Source organism: Brevibacterium atlanticum, from assembly GCF_011617245.1.
Taxonomy (GTDB): domain Bacteria; phylum Actinomycetota; class Actinomycetes; order Actinomycetales; family Brevibacteriaceae; genus Brevibacterium; species Brevibacterium atlanticum.
Genome location: NZ_CP050152.1, coordinates 2,250,714 through 2,271,994, shown reverse-complemented (window position 1 = coordinate 2,271,994; position 21,281 = coordinate 2,250,714). Strand labels below are relative to the sequence as shown.

Genomic DNA, 21,281 nt, shown 5'->3' with positions numbered 1-21,281 from the left:
CTACCTATATGACCACCACCACGCCGGAATCGGTGCAGCCGAAGCAGGTCGCTGTCAATGACATCGGAACCGCTGAGGACTTTCTCGCCGCCGTCGACGAGACGATCAAGTACTTCAACGATGGCGACATCGTCGAAGGCGAAGTCGTCAAGGTCGACCGCGACGAAGTACTCGTTGACATCGGGTACAAGACGGAAGGCGTCATCCTCGCACGCGAGCTTTCCATCAAGCACGATGTCGATCCCGGCGAAGTCGTCGAGGTCGGGGACGAGATCGAAGCCCTCGTTCTTCAGAAGGAAGACAAAGAGGGTCGTCTCATGCTCTCCAAGAAGCGTGCTCAGTATGAGCGCGCCTGGGGCGACATCGAGAAGATCAAGGAAGACGACGGCGTCGTCACCGGCACCGTCATCGAGGTCGTCAAGGGCGGCCTGATCGTCGACATCGGACTGCGCGGCTTCCTGCCCGCATCCCTGGTCGAGATGCGTCGCGTCCGCGACCTCGCCCCCTACATCGGCCAGCAGGTCGAGGCCAAGATCATCGAGCTCGACAAGAACCGCAACAACGTGGTCCTCTCCCGCCGTGCCTGGCTCGAGCAGACACAGTCGGCCGTCCGCCACGACTTCCTGCAGACCCTGCAGAAGGGCCAGGTCCGTCCCGGCGTTGTCTCCTCGATCGTCAACTTCGGTGCCTTCGTCGACCTCGGTGGTGTCGACGGACTCGTCCACGTCTCCGAACTGTCCTGGAAGCACATCGATCACCCGGGTGAGGTCGTCACCGTGGGCGACGAGGTCACCGTCGAGGTCCTCGACGTGGACATGGACCGCGAGCGCGTCTCGCTGTCGCTCAAGGCCACGCAGGAAGACCCCTGGCAGCACTTCGCCCGCACCCACGTCATCGGACAGATCGTGCCGGGCAAGGTCACGAAGCTCGTTCCCTTCGGTGCGTTCGTGCGCGTCGAAGACGGCATCGAGGGCCTCGTCCACATCTCCGAGCTGGCCGTGCGCCACGTGGATCTGCCTGAGCAGGTCGTCTCCGTCGACGAGACCATCTACGTCAAGGTCATCGACATCGACCTCGAGCGTCGCCGGATCTCGCTGTCGCTGAAGCAGGCGAACGAAGGCGTCGATCCCGAGGCCGAAGAGTTCCTCGACCCCGCTCTCTACGGCATGCCGCAGGAGTACGACGAGGACGGCAACTACAAGTACCCCGAGGGCTTCGACCCCGAGACCAACGAATGGGTCGAGGGCTACGAGTCTCAGCGCGAGACCTGGGAGCAGCAGTACGCCGCCGCTCAGGAACGCTGGGAAGAGCACAAGAAGCAGGTCGCCAAGGCCATCGCTGCGGACGCCGAGGCCTCCGCCGCGGATGCCGTCGGCTCTGCCGACGCCGCTCCTGCCACCGGATCGTTCTCCTCGGAAGAGACGAACGACGAGGGCACCCTGGCCAGCGACGAAGCTCTCGCTGCTCTGCGTGAGAAGCTTGCAGGCAGCTGACAGCAGCTACCCGAAGGGCTCCCGGTCGAAAGATCGGGAGCCCTTTGTGTATGCCCCCACGACCCTCACACGCATGCAGCGTGCTCGCCCCTGGCTGTGGTACACGCTGCTGCTGTCGCTGGGCAGCCTGACGATCTTCGGCACCGTCGCGGCCGACCCGTCGGGTTCGGTCGTCGCCGACAACGACGACACGTCCCTGTTCATCTGGTGGCTCGGCCACGGAGCACAGGTGCTCGCCGATCTCCTCGGGTTCGGGTCCGGCCACGCCGGCGGCCTGCTGTACACGGATGCGATGAACACTCTCGGCGGGGGCGTCAACGGTGCTTGGAACACCTCGCTGGCCGGCATCGCGCTCCTCCTGGCCCCGCTCACCTGGGTGGCCGGGCCGATCATCAGCTACAACCTGCTCGTACTGGCCACACCGGTCCTCGTCAGCCTCGCCACCGCAGTGCTCTACCGCAGATTCCTCGATCGGCTGCCTGCGTTCCTCGCCGCCGGCGGGGTCGGCTTCTCCAGCTACGTCATCGCGCAACTCGGCGGACACCCGAACCTCGCCTTCGCCGTGACCCCGCCACTGACCGCCTGGGCGATCCTCGCGCTGCTCGGACTCGGCCGATCGCGTGAAGCGAGGTCTGGTGGCACCCGCAGCGCCGATCGTCTCCCTGGGACCGATACCAACCCAGAGGCCGATTCCGCCCCTGCATCCGCTCACAGACGTCCTCGGGGCCATTCCACTATCCGCAGCCAGCGGGTCCGGCGCATCGGCATCGTCTTCGGGCTCGTGCTCGGGTTCCAGTTCTACGTCTCCACCGAGGTGCTCGCCGGGACATTCCTCGCCGCCCTGAGCTTCCTCGTCGTCCTCGCGCTCTTCGCCCGTCATGCCCTCACCGCGCGATCCTGGGCCGCCCTCGGCCTCGGATCGGTGATCGCCGGCCTCATCGCCGCAGCCTGTGCCCTGCCGCTGCTGATCACCATGGCCGGACCGAACGCCCCCGACGGTGCGATCCGACCGCACGGGGTGTGGAACACCGACCTCCTCGATCCGATCCTGCCGGCCGCCCCTGCGTGGCTGAGCACCGGAGTGTCCCCGCTGTCGCGCATCATGGACATCGACCCCGCCGAGCTCGGAGCCTATGTCGGGGTGCCCGCTCTGCTGGCCGCGCTCGTCATCCTCATCGGCCTGTCCCGCCGTTCGCGCTATCGCCGGGTTCTGCGCATCGCCGCGGCGACGGGCATCCTCGTGTTCGTCCTCGCGCTCGGCTCGCCGATCCTGCTGGGTGGGCGCGTCTTCCTCGAGTCCGGTCCGTTCTCCCTTGTCGAATCCGTCCCCGTGCTCAACAATATTCTGCCCATGCGTCTCGTTCTCCACTCGACGATCGCGCTCTTCGCCATCCTCGGCGTCGGATGTGAGTGGGCACTGAGGAACCGGAAGCGCGTCAGAGCCCGCATCCTCATCGGACTGCTCGCCCTCGCCGCCGTCTGCGTCGTCCCCGGCCCGCAGATCGCCCGCGACGTCACCGTCCCCGACTTCTACACCGAGTCCATCGCCGAGGTGGTCCCCTCCGGAGCCGTCGTCAAGACCTTCCCCCGCCCCCTGGCCTGGGCCGAGCCCCACGCCGATGAGGCGATGGTGTGGCAGGCCGTGAGCGGATTCCGCTACAAGGAGACCGGCGGCTACTTCATCGGCTCATCCCCCGACTCGGCCGTGACTTACACGGCCCCCGAGGACAGCCTCGACGAGCTGCTCCACGCCTCGGTGTTCGACGGAGACCCGATCCCGGACCCGCAGAGCACCGAGGCGGCCGCAGCGATCGCCGAGCTGCGCAGCTCCGGAGTCGACTACATCGTCCTCGCCCCCGACGCTCCGCTGCTGCCCGGAGGAGAGGGCGCCTACGTCCAGTTCCTCGACGAAGCAGTCGGGCAACCGGAGTATGCCGACCAAGGCGTGCGCGTGTACCGACTCTGACCGCAGACGCCGGCTCGTTAGGATGAGGTCATGCTGAGAATCGGTCTCACCGGCGGAATCGGCGCCGGAAAGTCAACAGTCTCCGCGATGCTCGTCGACCACGGAGCGGCGCTCATCGACGCCGACCGGATCGCCCGAGAGGTCGTCGCTCCCGGTGAGCCGCTGCTCGACCGCCTCGTCGAGGCCTTCGGTCCGCAGATCCTCGACGCGAACGGAGTCCTCGACCGTGCCGCCCTCGCGGCCGCAGCCTTCGTCGACAGCGAGCACACCGCCATCCTCAACGGACTCATGCATCCGGCGATCAGAGACCGCACCGCCGACCACTTCGATCGCCATGCCGAAGAGGCCATCGTCGTCCACGACGTGCCGCTGCTCGTCGAGAATTCGATGACTCCCGCCTACCACCTCAACCTGCTCGTCGACGTTCCGGCCGAAGTGCGCCTGGCCCGGCTCATGGAGTCCCGCGGAATGGACCGCGCGGACGCCGAGGCGCGGATCGCCCGCCAGGCCGACGATGCGACCAGACGCGCCGCGTGCGACGTCATCATCGACAATTCGGGCGAGATCGAAGCCACGCGGGAGGCGGTGCGCCGACTCCTCGAGACGAGAATCGACCCCTTCGCGAACAACCTCGTCGCGCAGCGTCGGGCCCCACGCCCGGCACTGCACCTCACCGACCCCTCAGACGCCGACTGGTCCGGAGACGCCGCTCGCGTGATCGCGAAGCTGCGCCACGGCACCGGCGAGCGGTTCCCGATCGACCACATCGGGTCCACCTCGGTGCCGGAGCTGCCCGCCAAAGACGTCATCGATCTCCAACTCATCGTCCCCGATCTGGAGAGCGCACGCTCGCTGGCCCCACGGCTTGCCGAACTCGGCTATCCGGGACGGGAACTGTCCGACCACCTCGGCGAGGGCGAATTCGAGGAGAAATGGTTCCACGCGAACACGGATCCCGGGCGAGCGGTCAATCTGCACGTGCGCACAGAGGACTCGGTCGGCGCGTGCTTCGCCCGCGCCTTCCGGGATCTGCTGCGCATCGATACAGGGGAGAAGGAGCGCTATCTCGAGCTCAAACGCGATCTCGTCGCACAGGTGATCGCTTCGATCGGAGTCGACGGCGAGGCGACGAGCGGTGCGGCAGCAGACACTGCGCTTGCGCACGAGGAAGCGACGAACGCCTATGCCGAGGCGAAGGAGCCGTACTTCCTCCGGATGCGCCGGCACCTCGTCCCGGAGAGCTTCGACTGAGCATTCGCAGGGCTGTCGAATGAGCGCAGATCCTATCTAATCGGCAACTGATCTTGCGCTCACCGACGCCACACGACAAATCTGTTACGGATTTGTAATAGTCAGATGTGAGTTCACTCACACTGCGCACACTATATTTCTTCTGTATCACCCGGAGAGGCCGGCAACGATCGTGCGGCCCCACAGAAGAAAGTACAAGTGAACCCTATGAAACGAACCAGCGGTTTCACCGTGGCGGCATTGTCGATCGCCGCGCTCATCGCCATGAGCGGCTGTGCCAATCAGGGCTCGTCCGGATCGGGAGACGACGGTTCGGGCGATCGCGTCGAACTTCCCGTCCAGGATTCGCTCGAGGTCTCGCCGGACGTCGTCAAGGCGGCAGGGAAGGGCGACGCGAAGTGCGATTCGAACCTGACGATCGCCTACCTCGGCGCGATGACCGGGCCGAATGCTCAGCTCGGCATCAACATCTACAACGGTGCACAGACCGCCATCGACGAACACAACAAGGCCAATCCCGACTGCAAGGTGAAGTTCAAGAAGATCGACACCGAGGGTGACCCGGCCAAGGCCACCGGCCCGGTGGCACAGGCGACGAAGGACGACAACATCATCGGCGTCGTCGGTCTCCCCTTCTCCGGTGAGTCCAAGGCCACCGGCGGCATCTTCGAGGACAACGGCCTCGTCCACATCACACCGGCGGCGACGAACCCCGATCTCACCGCCAACGGTTGGAAGACGTTCTTCCGGGGCCTGGGCAACGACACGGTCCAGGGCCCGGCACTCGTCCAGCTCGTCGACAAGCTCAAGGCGGAGAAGACCTGCCTGATCGAGGACGACTCCGACTACGGCATGGGTCTGGCCAAGGTCGTCAAGGAGAAGATGGGCGACAAGCTCGCGTGCGAGGACGCGGTGACGACCGGACAGAAGGACTTCGCCCCCACGATCCAGAAGATCATGGATGCGAAGGCCGATTCCGTCATCTACTCCGGATACTTCGCCGAGGGCGCACCTCTGGACAACCAGCTGGTCAACAAGGGCTTCGACGGCTACTTCATCGGCCCCGACGGGGTCAAGGACACCGCGTTCGTCAAGCAGGCCGGCGACGCTGCGAACAACGCCTACTACACGTGCACGTGCGTGCCCGGCGACCTCATCCCGGAATTCGCCGACGCGTTCAAGAAGGTCTCGGGAGGCGACGCCCCCGGCACCTACTCGGTCGAAGGCTACGACACCATGACGATCTTCCTCACCGGCATCGACAAGGGCATCACCGACCGGAAGAAGATGATCGACTACGTGAAGGACTACGACGGGGTCGGCTACGGCAAGACCTACAAATGGGATGACAAGGGAGAACTCGAAGACAAAGCCGTCTACGGCTACAAGACCGAGGCCGGCGGCATCGTGTCCGTCGGACTCATCGAATAATCTCTTCGCCTCGCTCGACGCCGCACAGTCCTCCGGGAACACCGGAGGGCTGTGCGGCGTCCATCCCAGAATCGAGACCCCATGTCCAGTGATTGGATTTCGTTCGACTTCACCGCCCTGTTCGACAGCTTCTGGGCGACGACCTTCGACGGACTCACACTCGGAGCCATCTACGCGCTCGTGGCCCTCGGCTACACGCTCGTCTACGGTGTGCTCAACCTCATCAACTTCGCCCACTCGGAAGTCTTCATCGCCGGCGCCTTCGCCGTCGTCTTCTTCCTCAGCGCCCTGGGATTCGGTCCCTCGGCACCCACCCTGCCGTTGGGAATGCTCATCCTCGACCTCGTCCTCGCCGGGATCATCGCGATGGTGGTCTCCGGAGGAACGGCGATCCTCGTCGAACGCGTCGCATACAAACCGCTGCGCGACCGCGGCGCCTCCCGTCTGGCGTTCCTCATCTCCGCCATCGGCATGTCCTTCGTCCTGCAGTACATCTTCTTCGAATGGCGGGGCCCCAACGCCGAGGCGAGTGTGACGATGTTCCGCCCCGAGCCGATCTTCGACGTCTTCGGGACCATCATCGACTCGCAGCAGCTGACGATCGTCATCGCGGCTCTGGTGATGATGATCTGCGTCGACCAGATCGTGCGCCGGACCAAGCTCGGCCGCGGCATCCGCGCCGTGGCACAGGACCCGGACACCGCCACCCTGATGGGCGTCAATCGTGAGCGCATCATCATCGCGACCTTCGCCATCGGCGGTTTCCTCGCCGGCGCCGCCGCGCTCTTCTACGTCATGCGGGTCCCCGCGGGAGTCTTCTACATGGGCGGCTTCATCCTCGGCATCAAAGCCTTCACGGCCGCGGTGCTCGGCGGCATCGGCAACGTCCGGGGCGCTCTCCTCGGCGGTCTCCTCGTCGGTCTCATCGGCAACTACGGGGCGACGATCCTCGGGGACTCCCAATGGACCGACGTCGTCATCTTCGTCGTCCTCATCCTCGTTCTGATGATCCGGCCGAACGGAATCCTCGGCACCAACCTAGGGAAGGCACGAGTCTGATGTCTGCACACAGTCCATTGAGCTCCATCGGAGCCAAACAGGCCGAAGCGGACGGCAAGCTCGGGCACGGCCGACCCGGCTGGTTCGTCCGGATCAGCTCGTGGTGGAACGATCGCTCGCGCTGGCAGCAGTGGTCGATCCTGCTCGTCGTGGTCGTCCTCGCCTACCTGTTGCCGGTCATCAACCCGCCGCTGATCACCACCGAACCCGCCAACGACTTCGCGATCTCGTGCTTCAACATGGCCCTCTACGGTCTCGTCGCGCTGGGTCTCAACGTCGTCGTCGGCCAAGCAGGTCTGCTCGATCTCGGCTACATCGGCTTCTTCGCCGTCGGCGCCTACACCGCCTCGCTGTGGACCTCGCCGGATTCGCCGCTCGTGCACATTCCGTACCTGTGGACGCTGCCGCTGGCGATGATCGTCACCGTCGTCTTCGGCATCGCCCTCGGGATCCCGACCCTGCGCCTGCGTGGAGACTACCTGGCCATCGTCACCCTCGGCTTCGGTGAGATCATCCGCCTGCTCGCGACCATCGTGCCCGCGCTCAAGGGCAACACCGGCTTCCAGAACGTCGGCCGCCCGCCCGGTGAGGTCGACGGAGCGCCGATCTTCTCCGCTTCGAACGGCCTGCCGTGGTACTGGTTCACCGTCACCGTCATCGTCATCGTCATGATCCTGCTCGGCAACTTGGAGCGCTCACGCGTCGGCCGTGCCTGGTTCGCGATCCGCGAGGACGAGGACGCCGCAGAGATCATGGGCGTGCCCACCTTCCGGTTCAAGCTCGCCGCCTTCGGCACGGGCGCCGCCCTCGGCGGACTCTCAGGCGCACTGCTGGCCGGGCAGGTCGGTTTCGTCAACAACCAGAAGTTCGACGTCCCCACCTCGATCCTGTTCCTCGCCGCCGTCATCCTCGGCGGCCAGGGCAACAAACTCGGGGTCGTCATCGGCGGAGCGATCGTCGCGTACGTGCCGCTGCGGTTCACCGCGCTCGGCGGCTGGAAGTTCCTCATCTTCGGCATCGTGCTCGTGCTGCTCATGATCTTCCGCTCACAGGGCCTGTTCGGCAAGAAGCCGAAGCTGCTGACCTTCAACGCGCGGATCCGCAGAAAGGCGAAGGTCGAAGGCACTGTGCCCACCGACCCCGACGACGAGGACCCCGGACCCACCGACGAGAAGCCCGGGTCCACCGACGAGCCCACAGGAGGCGCACGATGAACGCCGACACCGAACTCACCGAGGTGGCTCCCGAGCGGGCCATCTCCGTGGCCGAGGGAGACACCCTCGTCCAGGTCAGGGACCTCAGTGTCGTCTTCGGCGGACTCACCGCGCTCGACGCCGTGTCCTTCGACATCCGACGCGGTGAGATCCTCGGCCTGATCGGACCGAACGGGGCAGGGAAGACCACGTGCTTCAACGCGATGACCGGTGTCTACCGTCCCTCGCAGGGGAGCGTGACTCTCGAAGGCAACTCTCTGCTGGGGCTGAAGAAGCACCGGATCACCCGCCTCGGGTTGGCGCGGACCTTCCAGAACATCCGCCTCTTCGGTGAGATGACAGCACTGGAGAACGTCGCCGTCGGCCTCGACGCCCGCCACCGGTCGGGCATGATCTCGGCGATGCTGCGGACCCCGCGCCACTACCACGAGGAGAAGCAGATCATCACGCGCGGGATGGAGCTGCTCGAATTCGTCGGCATCGCCGACCGCGCCTTCGACCGAGCCAAGGACCTGCCCTACGGCTATCAGCGACGGCTCGAGATCGCCCGCGCCCTGGCCACGGATCCGAAGCTGCTCTGCCTCGACGAACCGGCAGCCGGCTTCAACCCGGCCGAGAAGGAAGAGCTCATGGAGCTCATCCACACGGTCCGCGACGAGGGCTACACAGTGCTGCTGATCGAACACGACATGAAACTCGTCATGGGGGTCACCGACCGCATCGTCGTCCTCGAATTCGGGAAGAAGATCGCCGACGACGTACCGGCCGCGATCCGTGAGGACCCCGCCGTCATCGCCGCCTACCTGGGACAGGAGGAGCCCGATGGCTCTGCTTGAGATCGCGGACCTGGAAGTCCGCTACGGCCGCATCAAGGCCGTCGAACACATCGACGTCTCCGTCGAGGACGGGGAGATCGTGGTGCTCATCGGTGCCAACGGCGCCGGCAAGACGACCACGATGCGCGCGGTCTCCGGTCTGCTGGCGGCCAGGCACGGCACGATCACGTTCAAGGGTGAGGACGTCACCCGCCTCAAGGGACACCAGCGGGTGCGCAAGGGCATCTCGCTCGTGCCCGAGGGCCGCGGCATCTTCCCCGGCATGACCGTGCGAGAGAACCTCGAGATGGGCACGTATGCACTGAGCCGACGCAACCCGGAATCCGCCTACGATCGTGTCTTCGAGCTCTTCCCCCGGCTCAAGGAGCGTTCGACCCAGCTGGGCGGAACCATGTCCGGCGGTGAACAGCAGATGCTCGCTATCGGACGGGCGCTCATGGCCGACCCCGAGGTGCTCCTCCTCGACGAACCGTCGATGGGGCTGGCGCCGCAGTTCATCCGGCAGATCTTCACGATCATCAGGGAGATCAACGCACAGGGCACGACCGTCCTCCTCGTCGAACAGAACGCGAACCAGGCCCTGGCGATCGCCGACCGCGCCTGCGTGCTCGAAGCCGGACGGCTGACGAAGACCGGCACCGGACGCGAACTGTTGGACGATTCGACGATCAGGGACGTCTACCTCGGCGGCGGATGAGCCGCCGGAGGCACGGGTCTGTCCTGTGTCAGGGGCGGGGGTTAGTGTTGGACCATGAGCTCAGCACGACCCCTGCCCGCGATCGGCCACCGCCCCGACGTCACCCGTGAGGTGGCGCCCTTCGAGGTCGTCTCCGAATATTCGCCCTCCGGTGACCAGCCCACCGCCATTCAAGAGATCTCGGAGCGACTCGACGCAGGGGAGCGCGACATCGTCCTCCTCGGCGCGACCGGCACCGGCAAGTCCGCGACGGCGGCCTGGCTGATCGAACAGGTGCAGCGTCCGACGCTCATCATGGCGCCGAACAAGACTCTGGCGGCCCAGCTGGCCAACGAGTTCCGGCAGCTGCTGCCGCACAACGCAGTCGAATACTTCGTCTCCTACTACGACTACTACCAGCCCGAGGCCTACGTCCCGCAGACCGACACCTTCATCGAGAAGGACTCGTCGATCAACGACGAGGTCGAGAGGCTCCGGCACTCCGCGACGAACTCGCTGCTGACCAGGCGCGATGTCGTGGTCGTCTCGACGGTGTCCTGCATCTACGGCCTGGGCACGCCGGAAGAGTACGTCGACCGCATGGTCACCCTGCACAAGGGCGACGAATGCGATCGAGACGAACTGCTCAAGCGCTTCGTGTCGATGCAGTACGCTCGCAACGACATGGCGTTCACCCGCGGCACCTTCCGGGTGCGCGGGGACACCGTCGAGATCATCCCACAGTACGAGGAGCTGGCGCTGCGGATCGAGTTCTTCGGCGATGAGATCGAGAACCTCCAGACCCTGCACCCCCTGACCGGGGAGATCGTGCGCGACGAAGAGACCATCCACGTGTTCCCCGCCAGTCACTACGTCGCCGGTGAGAACCGGATGGCCAAGGCGATCAGCGGGATCGAGGACGAACTCCAGCAGCGGCTGAGCGAATTCGAGGCGCAGAACAAGCTCCTCGAGGCGCAGCGGCTGAAGATGCGCACGACCTACGATCTCGAGATGATGGAGTCGATGGGTTTCACCTCGGGAATCGAGAACTACTCCCGCCACATCGACGGCCGCTCTCCCGGGTCGGCACCGAACTGCCTGCTCGACTACTTCCCCGAAGACTTCCTCCTCGTCGTCGACGAATCCCATGTCACGGTGCCGCAGATCGGGGGCATGTACGAAGGTGACATGTCGCGCAAACGCACGCTCGTCGAACACGGCTTCCGCCTGCCCAGCGCCATGGACAACAGGCCGCTGAAGTTCGACGAATTCCGCGAACGGATCGGTCAGACCGTCTACCTCTCCGCCACCCCCGGCAGCTTCGAACTCGGCAACGCGAACGGCTACGTGCAGCAGATCATCCGTCCGACCGGCCTCGTCGACCCGGAGATCAAGGTCAAACCGACCAAGGGCCAGATCGACGACCTCCTCGACGAGATCCGGACCAGGGTCGACGCGAACGAACGCGTGCTCGTGACCACCCTGACGAAGAAGATGGCCGAGGACCTCACCGACTATCTGCTCGAACACGACATCCGCGTCCAGTACCTCCACTCGGACGTCGACACCCTGCGCCGTGTCGAGCTGCTCACCGAGCTGCGAGCCGGGGAGTTCGACGTCCTCGTGGGCATCAACCTCCTCCGCGAGGGCCTCGACCTGCCGGAGGTCTCGCTCGTCGCGATCCTCGACGCCGACAAGGAGGGCTTCCTCCGGTCCTCGACCTCGCTGATCCAGACCATCGGCCGTGCGGCCAGGAACCTGCACGGTCAGGTCCACATGTACGCCGACACCATCACCGACTCGATGCGCACCGCCATCGACGAGACCGACCGCCGCCGCGCCATCCAGATCGCCTATAACAAGGAGCACGGAGTCGACCCGGCCCCGCTGGTCAAGCGGATCGCCGACATCACCGAACGGCTCCAGCGCGAGGACGAGGACACTCGTGAGCTGCTCACCGAATTCGACTACGGCAAGGGCAGACGCGGCTACAACTCGACGCTCACCGATGAACAGCGCGAAGCCGCGAACAAGTCCGGTTCGCTGCGACCGCCGGCCGCGGATCTCACCGAACTCATCGAATCGCTGACCTCGCAGATGCATTCGGCCGCTGCCGAACTCCAGTTCGAGCTCGCCGCCCGACTGCGCGACGAGCTCTCCGACCTCAAACAGGAGCTGCGGCAGATGAAGGAGGCCGGACACGCCTGACCGGGCACCGCAGGGGCGACGATGAGGTCGGCATGTTTATACTGGTGTGCCGGCGAAAGGGAGTATCCCGTCCATCCGCGGTCGTCATCACGGTCCCTCAGGGGATCCGGACGCGGAGCGCACGCAGCACCTCAGCGTGGGAGAGACTTTCGACCCTGATACGCCCTGTTCACCACGAAAGGCCCTCATGGATATCCTGTCCTCCACGCTCGCCGCCGGCGGCAACGCCGCAGCGGCAAGCGAATCTCCGATCCCGCTGTGGTTCATGATCACCTCGGGGATCATCGTCGTCGCGATCCTCGTCTTCGACCTGCTCCTCGTCGTCAAACGCCCGCATACTCCTTCGATGCGCGAGGCGAGCATCTGGGTCGGCTTCTACGTGGCCCTCGCCCTCGTCTTCGCGGGAGCGCTGTTCGCTATCGGCGATGCTCAGCACGGCAGCGAATTCCTCACCGGCTGGCTGCTCGAATACTCCCTGAGCATCGACAACCTGTTCGTCTTCATCATCATCATGGGCAGCTTCTCGGTCCCGCGGAAGTACCAGCAGGAAGTGCTGATGGTCGGCATCATCATCGCCATCATCTTCCGCGGCATCTTCATTCTCGCGGGTGCGGCGATCATCAACGCCTTCGTCGAGGTCTTCTTCATCTTCGGCATCTTCCTGCTCATCGTCGCCTACCGTCAGGCGTTCGGGAATGAGGACGACGGCGACGGCGAGAACGGACTCATCCGGTTCCTCCGCAAGCGCATCAACGTCGTCGACGAGTTCCACGGCAACAAGCTGCGGGTCACACTCGATGACAACAAGAAGTACTGGACCCCGATGTTCATCGTGTTCATCGCGATCGGCTCCACCGACGTGATGTTCGCACTCGACTCGATCCCCGCGATCTTCGGTGTCACCCAGAACGCCTTCCTCGTGTTCACCGCGAACGTCTTCGCACTCATGGGGCTGCGGCAGCTGTACTTCCTGCTCGGCGGTCTCGTCGACAAGCTCGTCTACCTCCACTACGGAATCGCCGCGATCCTCGCGTTCATCGGCGTCAAGCTCGTCATCCACGCCCTGCACTCGAGCGATTGGGACTTCCTGTCCTGGGGCCACTCGATCCCCGAGGTGCCGACCTGGCTGTCGCTGACCTTCATCGTCCTCGCCATGGCTGTGGCGACGATCGCCTCACTGATGAAGATGCGCAAGGACGGCGTGACCTTCAAGGACCTCCGCGCCGACGACACCGAAGAGGCCTGAGCCCACCGGAGTTCGACCGACCGAGGTCAGCCCCCCCGGACCCGAGACAGTCTCCCGGAACAGAGACGAACGGGGCCCGTCCTGATCATCAGGACGGGCCCCGCTCGCATATCGCCGGCCGGGCGGCGGGTGCTGTCGGCCGTTTCACACCTCGTCGGTGCTGCGGCTCAGTCTTTCGAGAACGGCCCGAAGACCGGCGTCCACTCACGTACGGACACGGACTCGATGACTCCGATCGAAGCATAGGGATCCTCGGCGAGGTGGCGCTCGACCTCAGCGCGGTCGGCGGCGGCGAAGATCAGCAGGCCACCCGGCTGCGGCTCGTCATCGAGGGGACCGGACGCGAGGATCACACCGGCCTCGACGAGGTCCGACTGCCACTGGCGATGACTCGGGCGGTTGTCCATGCGGGTGGCGGTGTCCGGACCGTAGGTGTAGGTGGCGGCGAAGACTGGCATCGATGAGCTCCGTTCGGCTATTAGGATTGAACACGAATCAGTCTAATCGGAAAGGTCTGTGCATCAGCGTGGCCAGATTGCAGGAGATCCCGGCGGAATTCGCCGACGACGACTCCGTCTACGAGTCCTTCGGCGAATACTGCGCAGAGATCGGCGTCGAACCCTATCCGGCCCAGGACGAGGCCTTCCTCACCATCCTCGCCGGAGACAACACGATCATGGCCACCCCGACAGGCTCCGGGAAGTCACTCGTCGCGCTCTTCGCCCTCTACCAGTCCTACACGCGCGGCATCCGCGCCTACTACACGGCCCCGCTCAAGGCACTCGTCAGCGAGAAGTTCTTCTCCCTGATCGGCGCCCTCGGCCCCGAGAACGTCGGCATGATCACCGGCGACTCCACCGTCAACGGGGACGCACCCGTCATCTGCGCCACGGCCGAGATCCTCGCGAATCAGTCGCTGCGCGAGGGCGGACTGCTCGACGCGGGAATGGTCGTCATGGACGAGTTCCACTACGTCTCCGACCCGTCCCGCGGCTGGGCCTGGCAGGTACCGCTGCTCGAGATGCCGCAGGCGCAATTCGTCCTCATGTCCGCCACTCTCGGCGACACCACGGAGATCCAGCGGACGATGCGGGAGACCACGGGCCGCGATTCCTCCGTCATCACCTCCGCAACACGACCCGTACCGCTCGAATACGAGTACTCGACCGAGACGCTGTCGGATACGCTGCGCGCACTCGTCCGAGGCGAGAAGGCGCCCGTCTACGTAGTCTCGTATTCCCAGAGCGGTGCGATCGACCTCGCCACGAACCTGCTCTCAGTCGATCTCGCCTCGAAGGAGCAGAAGGCCGCCATCGCAGAGGTGATCAAGGGCTTCACCTTCTCCAAGGGATTCGGGCAGAACCTGCGCAAGCTGCTCCTCCACGGAGTCGGCGTCCACCACGCGGGAATGCTGCCGAAGTACCGGCGCCTCGTCGAACAGCTCGCCCTCAAGGGCCTTCTGCTCGTCATCTCCGGCACGGACACCCTCGGGGTGGGCATCAACGTGCCCATCCGCTCGGTGCTGCTGACCGGACTGACGAAGTTCGACGGCCGCAAGATGCGCAGGCTCAGCGTCCGCGAATTCCAACAGTTGGCCGGACGCGCCGGCCGAGCGGGCTTCGACACCCGCGGGTACGTCATCGCGCAGGCTCCCGAACACGTCATCGACAACCTCAGGGCCGAGGCGAAGGCGGCGAACGACGACAAGAAGAAAAAGAAGAAGGCGAAGAAGAAGGCGGCACCGGCAGGATTCGTCGGCTGGTCCGAAGAGACCTTCGACAAACTCATCACCGGCGAATCCGAAACGCTGCGCCCGCGGATGAAGATCGACCACTCGACGATCCTCAACCTCGTCGCCCGCCCCGGCTCGACCGTGTCGACCATCAGCGACTTCATCGACAAGACCCACGAAAGCCGCGAACGCCGACTCGACCTCAAGCTCACCGCCATCGGCATCGGCCGCTCCCTGCTCGACGCCGGCCTCATCGAGACCAGGGGAGACGAACTCCTCCCGACCCAGGACCTCGGTCCCCAGTTCGCGCTCAACCAACCGCTGGCACCGTTCGTCCTCGCCGCTCTCGACCTCGTCGACGAGGAGGACGAGACGTACGCGCTCGACGTCGTCTCGATCGTCGAATCGACCACCTCGGTGCCGTTCCAGATCCTCAGAGGGCAGCTCGACCGGATCAAGGCCGACACCCTCGCCGAACTCAAGGCCGAAGGCGTCGACTACCCCGAACGCATGGCGATCCTCGACGAACTCGAGGGCCCGAAGCCGCTGGCCGACGTCCTCGAACCCGCATTCGACCACTTCGTCGAGACCCACCCGTGGCTGCGCGGCGGTGCCTTCGAACCGAAATCGGTCGTCCGCGACATGATCGAGCAGGCCATGGGCTTCACCCAATTCGTCGGCTACTACTCCCTCGCCCGCGCCGAAGGCAGCCTGCTGCGCTACCTCACCGACGTCTACCGGGCGCTGCTGCACAACGTCCCCGGCGAGAGCCGCACCGAGGAGCTGTCGACCATCATCGAATGGCTCGGCGAGACCATCGCCCGGACCGACTCCTCCCTCCTCGACGAATGGCGGACCCTGCAGGGACTCGACCCGACCGGCTTCGACGCCGACGAACTGCCGGACCTCGAACGGAGATTCTCCGAGAACACGAAGGTCTTCACCGCAGAGATCCGCAACGCCCTCTTCCACCGCGTGCTCCTGGCCGAACGGGCCGACTACACCGAACTCGGTCGCCTCGACGCCGATTCGGGCTTCGACGCGAAGGCCTGGGAAGATGCGATCGAGGACTTCTACGACGAATACGGCGATCTGCTCATCGACCAGTCAGCCCGCGGCCGGGAATATATCGACATCGAACCCGGTTCCTCCACGTGGACCGTCCGCCAGATCCTGGCCGACCCCGAAGGCAACCGGGACTGGGCCATCGACGCCGAGGTGGACGTGGCCGCCAGCGACGACGCCGGAGACATCGTCCTGCGCATCGTCTCCGTCGGGGAGATCGGCCGGTGAACGTCGATCCGTCAGCGACGTCGAGCTCGGCGGCGCAAACCCGCGGGAGCTTCGGAGCCCCCAGCGGAGACGGCGGAGACCGCCGTGAGTGAACCAATGTCAGTGCCGAGTAATACAGTGGTCAGGTGATGAAAACCAATAACGGTGAGCAAGTGCCAGGCGTCTCCCATCTCGACACGCTGTGGGTCAAAGGCGCGAGGGCGCACAACCTCAAGAACGTCGAAGTCGCCCTGCCGCGCGACTCCATGGTCGTGTTCACCGGTCTGTCCGGATCGGGGAAGTCCTCCTTGGCGTTCGACACAATCTTCGCCGAAGGGCAGCGACGCTATGTCGAATCCCTGTCCTCCTACGCCCGCATGTTCCTCGGGCAGATGGACAAGCCCGATGTCGACTTCATCGAAGGACTGTCCCCGGCAGTGTCGATCGACCAGAAGTCGACCTCGCGCAACCCGCGTTCGACCGTGGGAACGATCACCGAGGTCTACGACTTCCTCCGTCTGCTGTGGGCACGCATCGGCGTCCCCCACTGCCCGGTGTGCGGTGAGGTGATCACGAAGCAGACTCCGCAGCAGATCGTCGACCAGCTGCTCGAGCTGCCCGAACGCACGAAGTTCCTCGTCCTCGCCCCCGTCGTCCGCTCCCGCAAGGGCGAGTTCGTCGATCTCTTCACCGAACTCCAGGCCAAGGGCTTCTCCCGCGTCGTCGTCGACGGTGAGCAGATCACCTTGAGCGATCCGCCGACCTTGGAGAAGCAGTACAAGCACACGATCTCCGTGGTCGTCGACCGACTCGTGGCGAAATCGGGCATGCGCCCGCGCCTGACCGACTCCGTCGAGACCGCACTCGGGCTCGCCGACGGCCGCATCGACGTCGAACTCGTCGACGAGGGCACGGTGCGCACCTTCTCCGAGCACATGTCCTGCCCGAACGAGCACCCGTTGACGATCGACGAGATCGAACCTCGCTCGTTCTCCTTCAACTCGCCCTTCGGCGCCTGCCCCACGTGCGACGGCATCGGCACCCGCCTCCAGGTCGATGAGAGTCTCGTCGTCCCCGATGAGGACCTCAGCCTCGGTGCCGGCGCGATCGCGCCCTGGTCCGGCGGCAAGCAGGTCTCGAAGTACTTCAACCGTCTGCTCAAGGGTCTCGGCGACGAACTCGGCTTCGATATGAAGACGCCGTGGAAGAAGCTGCCGAAGACGGCGAAGGCCGCGATCCTCACCGGCAAGGACTACAAGGTCCACGTCAAGTACAAGAACCGCTTCGGCCGGGAGCGGACGTACTCGACCGGCTTCGAAGGCGTCTACCAGTACATCCAGCGCAAACACGATGAGACCGAATCGGACTGGTCGCGGGAGCGCTACGAGTCCTATATGCGCGAGATCCCGTGCGCCAGCTGCGACGGGACCCGCCTCAAGCCCGAGATCCTTGCGGTCAAGGTCGGCGAGCGGTCGATCGCCGAGGTGTCCGAGCTTGCTCTCGACGAAGCCGCGACTTTCCTCTCCTCGCTCGAACTCAGTGACCGTGACGCTGCCGTGGCGGCGCAGGTGATGAAGGAGATCAACGCCCGTCTCGGCTTCCTCCTCGACGTCGGCCTCGACTATCTCAGCCTCAACCGCGCTGCGGGCACGCTCTCCGGCGGTGAGGCGCAGCGCATCCGCCTGGCCACTCAGATCGGTTCGGGACTCGTCGGGGTCCTCTATGTCCTCGACGAACCCTCGATCGGGCTGCACCAGCGCGACAATCGCAGACTCATCGAGACTCTCAACAAGCTCAAGGAGCTGGGAAACACGCTCATCGTCGTCGAACACGATGAGGACACCATCGAATCCGCGGACTGGATCGTCGACATCGGCCCCGGCGCCGGCGAACACGGGGGAGAGGTCGTCTATTCCGGCCCCGTTTCCGGGCTCAGAGACGCTGACGGATCGGTCACCGGCGACTATCTGGCCGGTCGTCGCCGGATCCAGATGCCGACCACGCGTCGACCCGTCGACAAGGACCGGATGGTCACCGTCGAGAAGGCCGTGGAGAACAACCTGCGTGATGTCACTGTGTCCTTCCCGCTCGGCGTCCTCACGGCCGTCACCGGCGTGTCCGGTTCCGGCAAGTCGACGCTGGTCAACGAGATCCTCTACACGCAGATGGCGAACGTCCTCAACGGTGCCTCGAGAGTCCCCGGCCGCCACAAGCGGGTGACCGGACTGGACAACCTCGACAAGGTCGTCCACGTCGACCAGTCGCCGATCGGTCGGACACCCCGGTCGAACCCCGCCACGTACACCGGAGTCTTCGACCATGTGCGCCGACTCTTCGCCGAGACCGAATCGGCGAAGGTCCGCGGCTACCTGCCCGGTCGGTTCTCCTTCAATGTCAAAGGCGGACGCTGCGAGAACTGCAGCGGCGACGGCACCATCAAGATCGAGATGAACTTCCTGCCCGACGTCTATGTCCCCTGCGAGGTCTGCCAGGGCGCCCGCTACAACCGGGAGACCCTCGAGGTCACCTTCAAGGGCAAGAACATCGCCGAGGTGCTCGACATGCCCATCGAGGAGGCCAGCGACTTCTTCGCCGCGATCCCAGCGATCTCGCGTCACCTCAAGACCCTCGTCGAGGTCGGGCTCGGCTACGTCCGCCTCGGGCAGCCGGCGACCACCCTCTCCGGCGGTGAGGCACAGCGTGTGAAGCTCGCGGCCGAACTGCAGAAGCGCTCACGCGGACGCACCGTCTACGTCCTCGACGAACCGACCACGGGACTGCACTTCGAGGACATCTCGAAGCTGCTCATGGTCCTGCAGGGCCTCGTCGACAAGGGCAACACGGTCATCGTCATCGAGCACAACCTCGACGTCATCGGCAACGCCGACCACATCATCGACCTCGGGCCCGAGGGCGGCCGCGGCGGCGGACAGATCATCGCCCAGGGCACACCTGAGGAGGTCGCCGAGGTGAGTGCCTCGCACACGGGCCGATTCCTCAAGCCGATGCTCGACCGCTGATCATCATGCCCGATCCGTCCAGCTACCGTCCGGCCACGGGGTCGATCCCGACTTCGGCAGGGGTCTACAAGTTCCGCGACCCCGATCGCAGAGTGATCTACGTCGGCAAGGCGAAGAACCTCCGCAACCGGCTGAACTCGTACTTCGCGAATCCTGCGCAGCTGCACCCGCGGACCTCGACGATGGTCCACACCGCGAACTCCGTGGAATGGACCGTCGTCGACACCGAGGTCGAAGCCCTCCAGCTCGAATGGACGTGGATCAACGAGTTCAACCCGCGGTTCAACGTCATGTTCCGCGACGACAAGTCCTACCCGTACCTGGCGATCACCATGAACGACGCGGTGCCACGGGCGTACATCACCCGCGGCAAACGCAGGAAAGGCATCAAGTACTTCGGTCCCTTCGCCCAGGTGTGGGCGATCAAGGACACCCTCGACCTGCTGCTCAGAGCATTCCCGATGCGCACCTGCACCCCTGGCGTGTACCGCCGCGCCGAACGCAGCGGGCGCCCCTGCCTGCTCGGCTACATCGACAAATGCGCCGCTCCCTGCGTCGGCCAGATCAGCAAGGACGATCACAAAGAGCTCGCACGCAGCATCTCGGACTTCATGTCCGGCAACACCGGTCGGTTCATCAGCTACCGGCAGAAGGAGATGGCGGCCGCCGCGGCCGACCTCGACTACGAACGCGCCGCGAAGCTGCGCGACGAGATCGCGGCCCTGCAGAAGGTGCTCGACAAATCGGCGGTCGTCCTGTCGGTGAGCGCCGACTGCGACGTCTTCGCCCTCGTCACCGAAGAGCTCGAAGCCTCCGTGCAGGTCTTCCACGTGAGGCAGGGCCGCATCCGCGGACAACGCGGCTGGATCATCGAACGCTCCGACGACCACACCCCGGCCGAACTCACCACGGACTATCTGCGCCAGGCCTACTCCGGCCTCGACGCCGATGCGATCCCGAAGGAGATCCTCGTCGACACGCTGCCGGCCGACCTCGAATCCCTCGAAGCCTGGCTGAGCGAACAGCGGGGATCACGAGTGACGGTGCGCGTGCCCGAACGCGGAGAGAAGAAGGCGGCGCTGGAGACCGTGACGAAGAACGCGAAGGAAGCGCTCATCCAGCACAAGCTCAAGCGATCCTCCGACCTGACCACGCGCAGCCAGGCGCTCAAGGAGATCCAGGAGCATCTGGGACTGCCCGAAGCGCCGCTGCGGATCGAATGCATCGACATCTCCCATACCCAGGGGTCGAACGTCGTCGCATCCCTCGTCGTCTTCGAAGACGGAATGGCCAAGAAGCGCGACTACCGGCACTTCGCCATCCACGGCGAGGCTGCCGCCGATGACACGGCGTCGATGTACGACGTCGTGTCCCGTCGCTTCAGCCGCTACCTCGAACAGATGAGCTCCGAGGAGCCCGACGACCGCTTCGGCTATCGGCCCAGCCTCCTCGTCGTCGACGGCGCCGGCCCGCAGGTGGCGGCGGCCATGAGAGCGCTGACCGACCTCGGCATCGTCGACATCTCCGTCGTCGGTCTGGCCAAGCGTCTCGAGGAGATCTGGGTTCCCGACGATCCGTTCCCGGTGATCCTGCCGCGCAACTCAGAGGGCCTGTTCCTCATGCAGCGCCTTCGCGACGAAGCCCACCGCTTCGCCATCACCTACCACCGCTCCAAACGGGCGAAGGCGATGACGAGCTCCGTCCTCGACGACGTTCCCGGCCTCGGGGAGTCCAAACGGACCGCCCTGCTGCGGCACTTCGGATCCGTGAAGAAGGTGCGCGCCGCGAGCCTCGACGAGATCTGCGAAGTCAAGGGAATCGGTCCCGCACTGGCCGAGAAGATCGTCGCCGCCCTCGCCGACTGAGCAGCTCCGATC

Annotated in this window: 14 protein-coding genes; 13 read left to right on the top strand and 1 reads right to left on the bottom strand. The window is 65.1% G+C overall.

The window, feature by feature from the left end; translation table 11 throughout:
• Positions 1–8: 8 nt before the first annotated feature.
• The 10 genes from rpsA to GUY23_RS10160 all read left to right on the top strand — a co-directional run bounded on the left by rpsA (position 9) and on the right by GUY23_RS10160 (position 13,380).
• Positions 9–1,493 carry a 30S ribosomal protein S1 gene (rpsA, locus tag GUY23_RS10205; protein WP_166972020.1) on the top strand — a complete coding sequence of 495 codons (1,485 nt, stop codon included), beginning with the start codon at positions 9–11 and terminating at the stop codon, positions 1,491–1,493.
• Between the two features lie 73 nt (positions 1,494–1,566).
• Positions 1,567–3,459, top strand: coding sequence for a hypothetical protein (locus tag GUY23_RS10200; RefSeq protein WP_228282202.1), 1,893 nt, complete (start codon positions 1,567–1,569; stop codon positions 3,457–3,459).
• A gap of 30 nt (positions 3,460–3,489) precedes the next feature.
• Entirely contained in the window at positions 3,490–4,710 is a 1,221-nt protein-coding gene (coaE, locus tag GUY23_RS10195) for a dephospho-CoA kinase (protein WP_166972018.1), read from the top strand.
• Between the two features lie 207 nt (positions 4,711–4,917).
• A complete protein-coding gene (locus GUY23_RS10190) occupies positions 4,918–6,141 on the top strand; it encodes a branched-chain amino acid ABC transporter substrate-binding protein (protein ID WP_166972016.1) in 1,224 nt (407 codons plus the stop codon).
• Positions 6,142–6,222: 81 nt separating this feature from the next.
• On the top strand, positions 6,223–7,200 hold the full coding sequence (locus tag GUY23_RS10185; RefSeq protein WP_166972014.1) for a branched-chain amino acid ABC transporter permease: 978 nt from the start codon (positions 6,223–6,225) through the stop codon (positions 7,198–7,200).
• Complete coding sequence (locus tag GUY23_RS10180; RefSeq protein ID WP_166972012.1) at positions 7,200–8,414, top strand: branched-chain amino acid ABC transporter permease; 1,215 nt, start codon at positions 7,200–7,202, stop codon at positions 8,412–8,414. Before GUY23_RS10185 ends, GUY23_RS10180 begins: the two co-directional genes overlap by 1 nt.
• Positions 8,411–9,250 carry an ABC transporter ATP-binding protein gene (locus GUY23_RS10175; RefSeq protein ID WP_166972010.1) on the top strand — a complete coding sequence of 280 codons (840 nt, stop codon included), beginning with the start codon at positions 8,411–8,413 and terminating at the stop codon, positions 9,248–9,250. Before GUY23_RS10180 ends, GUY23_RS10175 begins: the two co-directional genes overlap by 4 nt.
• Positions 9,237–9,947, top strand: a complete 711-nt coding sequence (locus GUY23_RS10170) for an ABC transporter ATP-binding protein (protein ID WP_166972008.1) — start codon at positions 9,237–9,239, stop codon at positions 9,945–9,947. The genes GUY23_RS10175 and GUY23_RS10170 overlap by 14 nt, the downstream gene beginning before the upstream one ends.
• A 54-nt stretch (positions 9,948–10,001) precedes the next feature.
• The gene (gene uvrB, locus GUY23_RS10165; protein WP_166972006.1) at positions 10,002–12,134 is read left to right on the top strand and encodes an excinuclease ABC subunit UvrB; all 2,133 of its coding nucleotides are present in this window, start codon (positions 10,002–10,004) and stop codon (positions 12,132–12,134) included.
• Between the two features lie 187 nt (positions 12,135–12,321).
• On the top strand, positions 12,322–13,380 hold the full coding sequence (locus GUY23_RS10160; protein WP_166972004.1) for a TerC/Alx family metal homeostasis membrane protein: 1,059 nt from the start codon (positions 12,322–12,324) through the stop codon (positions 13,378–13,380).
• A gap of 167 nt (positions 13,381–13,547) precedes the next feature.
• Here GUY23_RS10160 and GUY23_RS10155 read toward each other — a convergent pair whose 3' ends face one another.
• Positions 13,548–13,838: a YciI family protein gene (locus GUY23_RS10155; RefSeq protein ID WP_166972002.1), complete on the bottom strand. Its 291-nt coding sequence runs from the start codon at positions 13,836–13,838 to the stop codon at positions 13,548–13,550.
• Between the two features lie 68 nt (positions 13,839–13,906).
• On the opposite strand from GUY23_RS10155, the gene GUY23_RS10150 reads away from it, so the two are divergent.
• From GUY23_RS10150 to uvrC, 3 genes are all read left to right on the top strand, one after another.
• Complete coding sequence (locus GUY23_RS10150) at positions 13,907–16,405, top strand: DEAD/DEAH box helicase (RefSeq protein WP_208085323.1); 2,499 nt, start codon at positions 13,907–13,909, stop codon at positions 16,403–16,405.
• A gap of 128 nt (positions 16,406–16,533) precedes the next feature.
• Positions 16,534–19,404 carry an excinuclease ABC subunit UvrA gene (gene uvrA / locus GUY23_RS10145; protein WP_166975954.1) on the top strand — a complete coding sequence of 957 codons (2,871 nt, stop codon included), beginning with the start codon at positions 16,534–16,536 and terminating at the stop codon, positions 19,402–19,404.
• Between the two features lie 5 nt (positions 19,405–19,409).
• Positions 19,410–21,269: an excinuclease ABC subunit UvrC gene (uvrC, locus tag GUY23_RS10140; protein WP_166971998.1), complete on the top strand. Its 1,860-nt coding sequence runs from the start codon at positions 19,410–19,412 to the stop codon at positions 21,267–21,269.
• Positions 21,270–21,281: the final 12 nt, after the last annotated feature.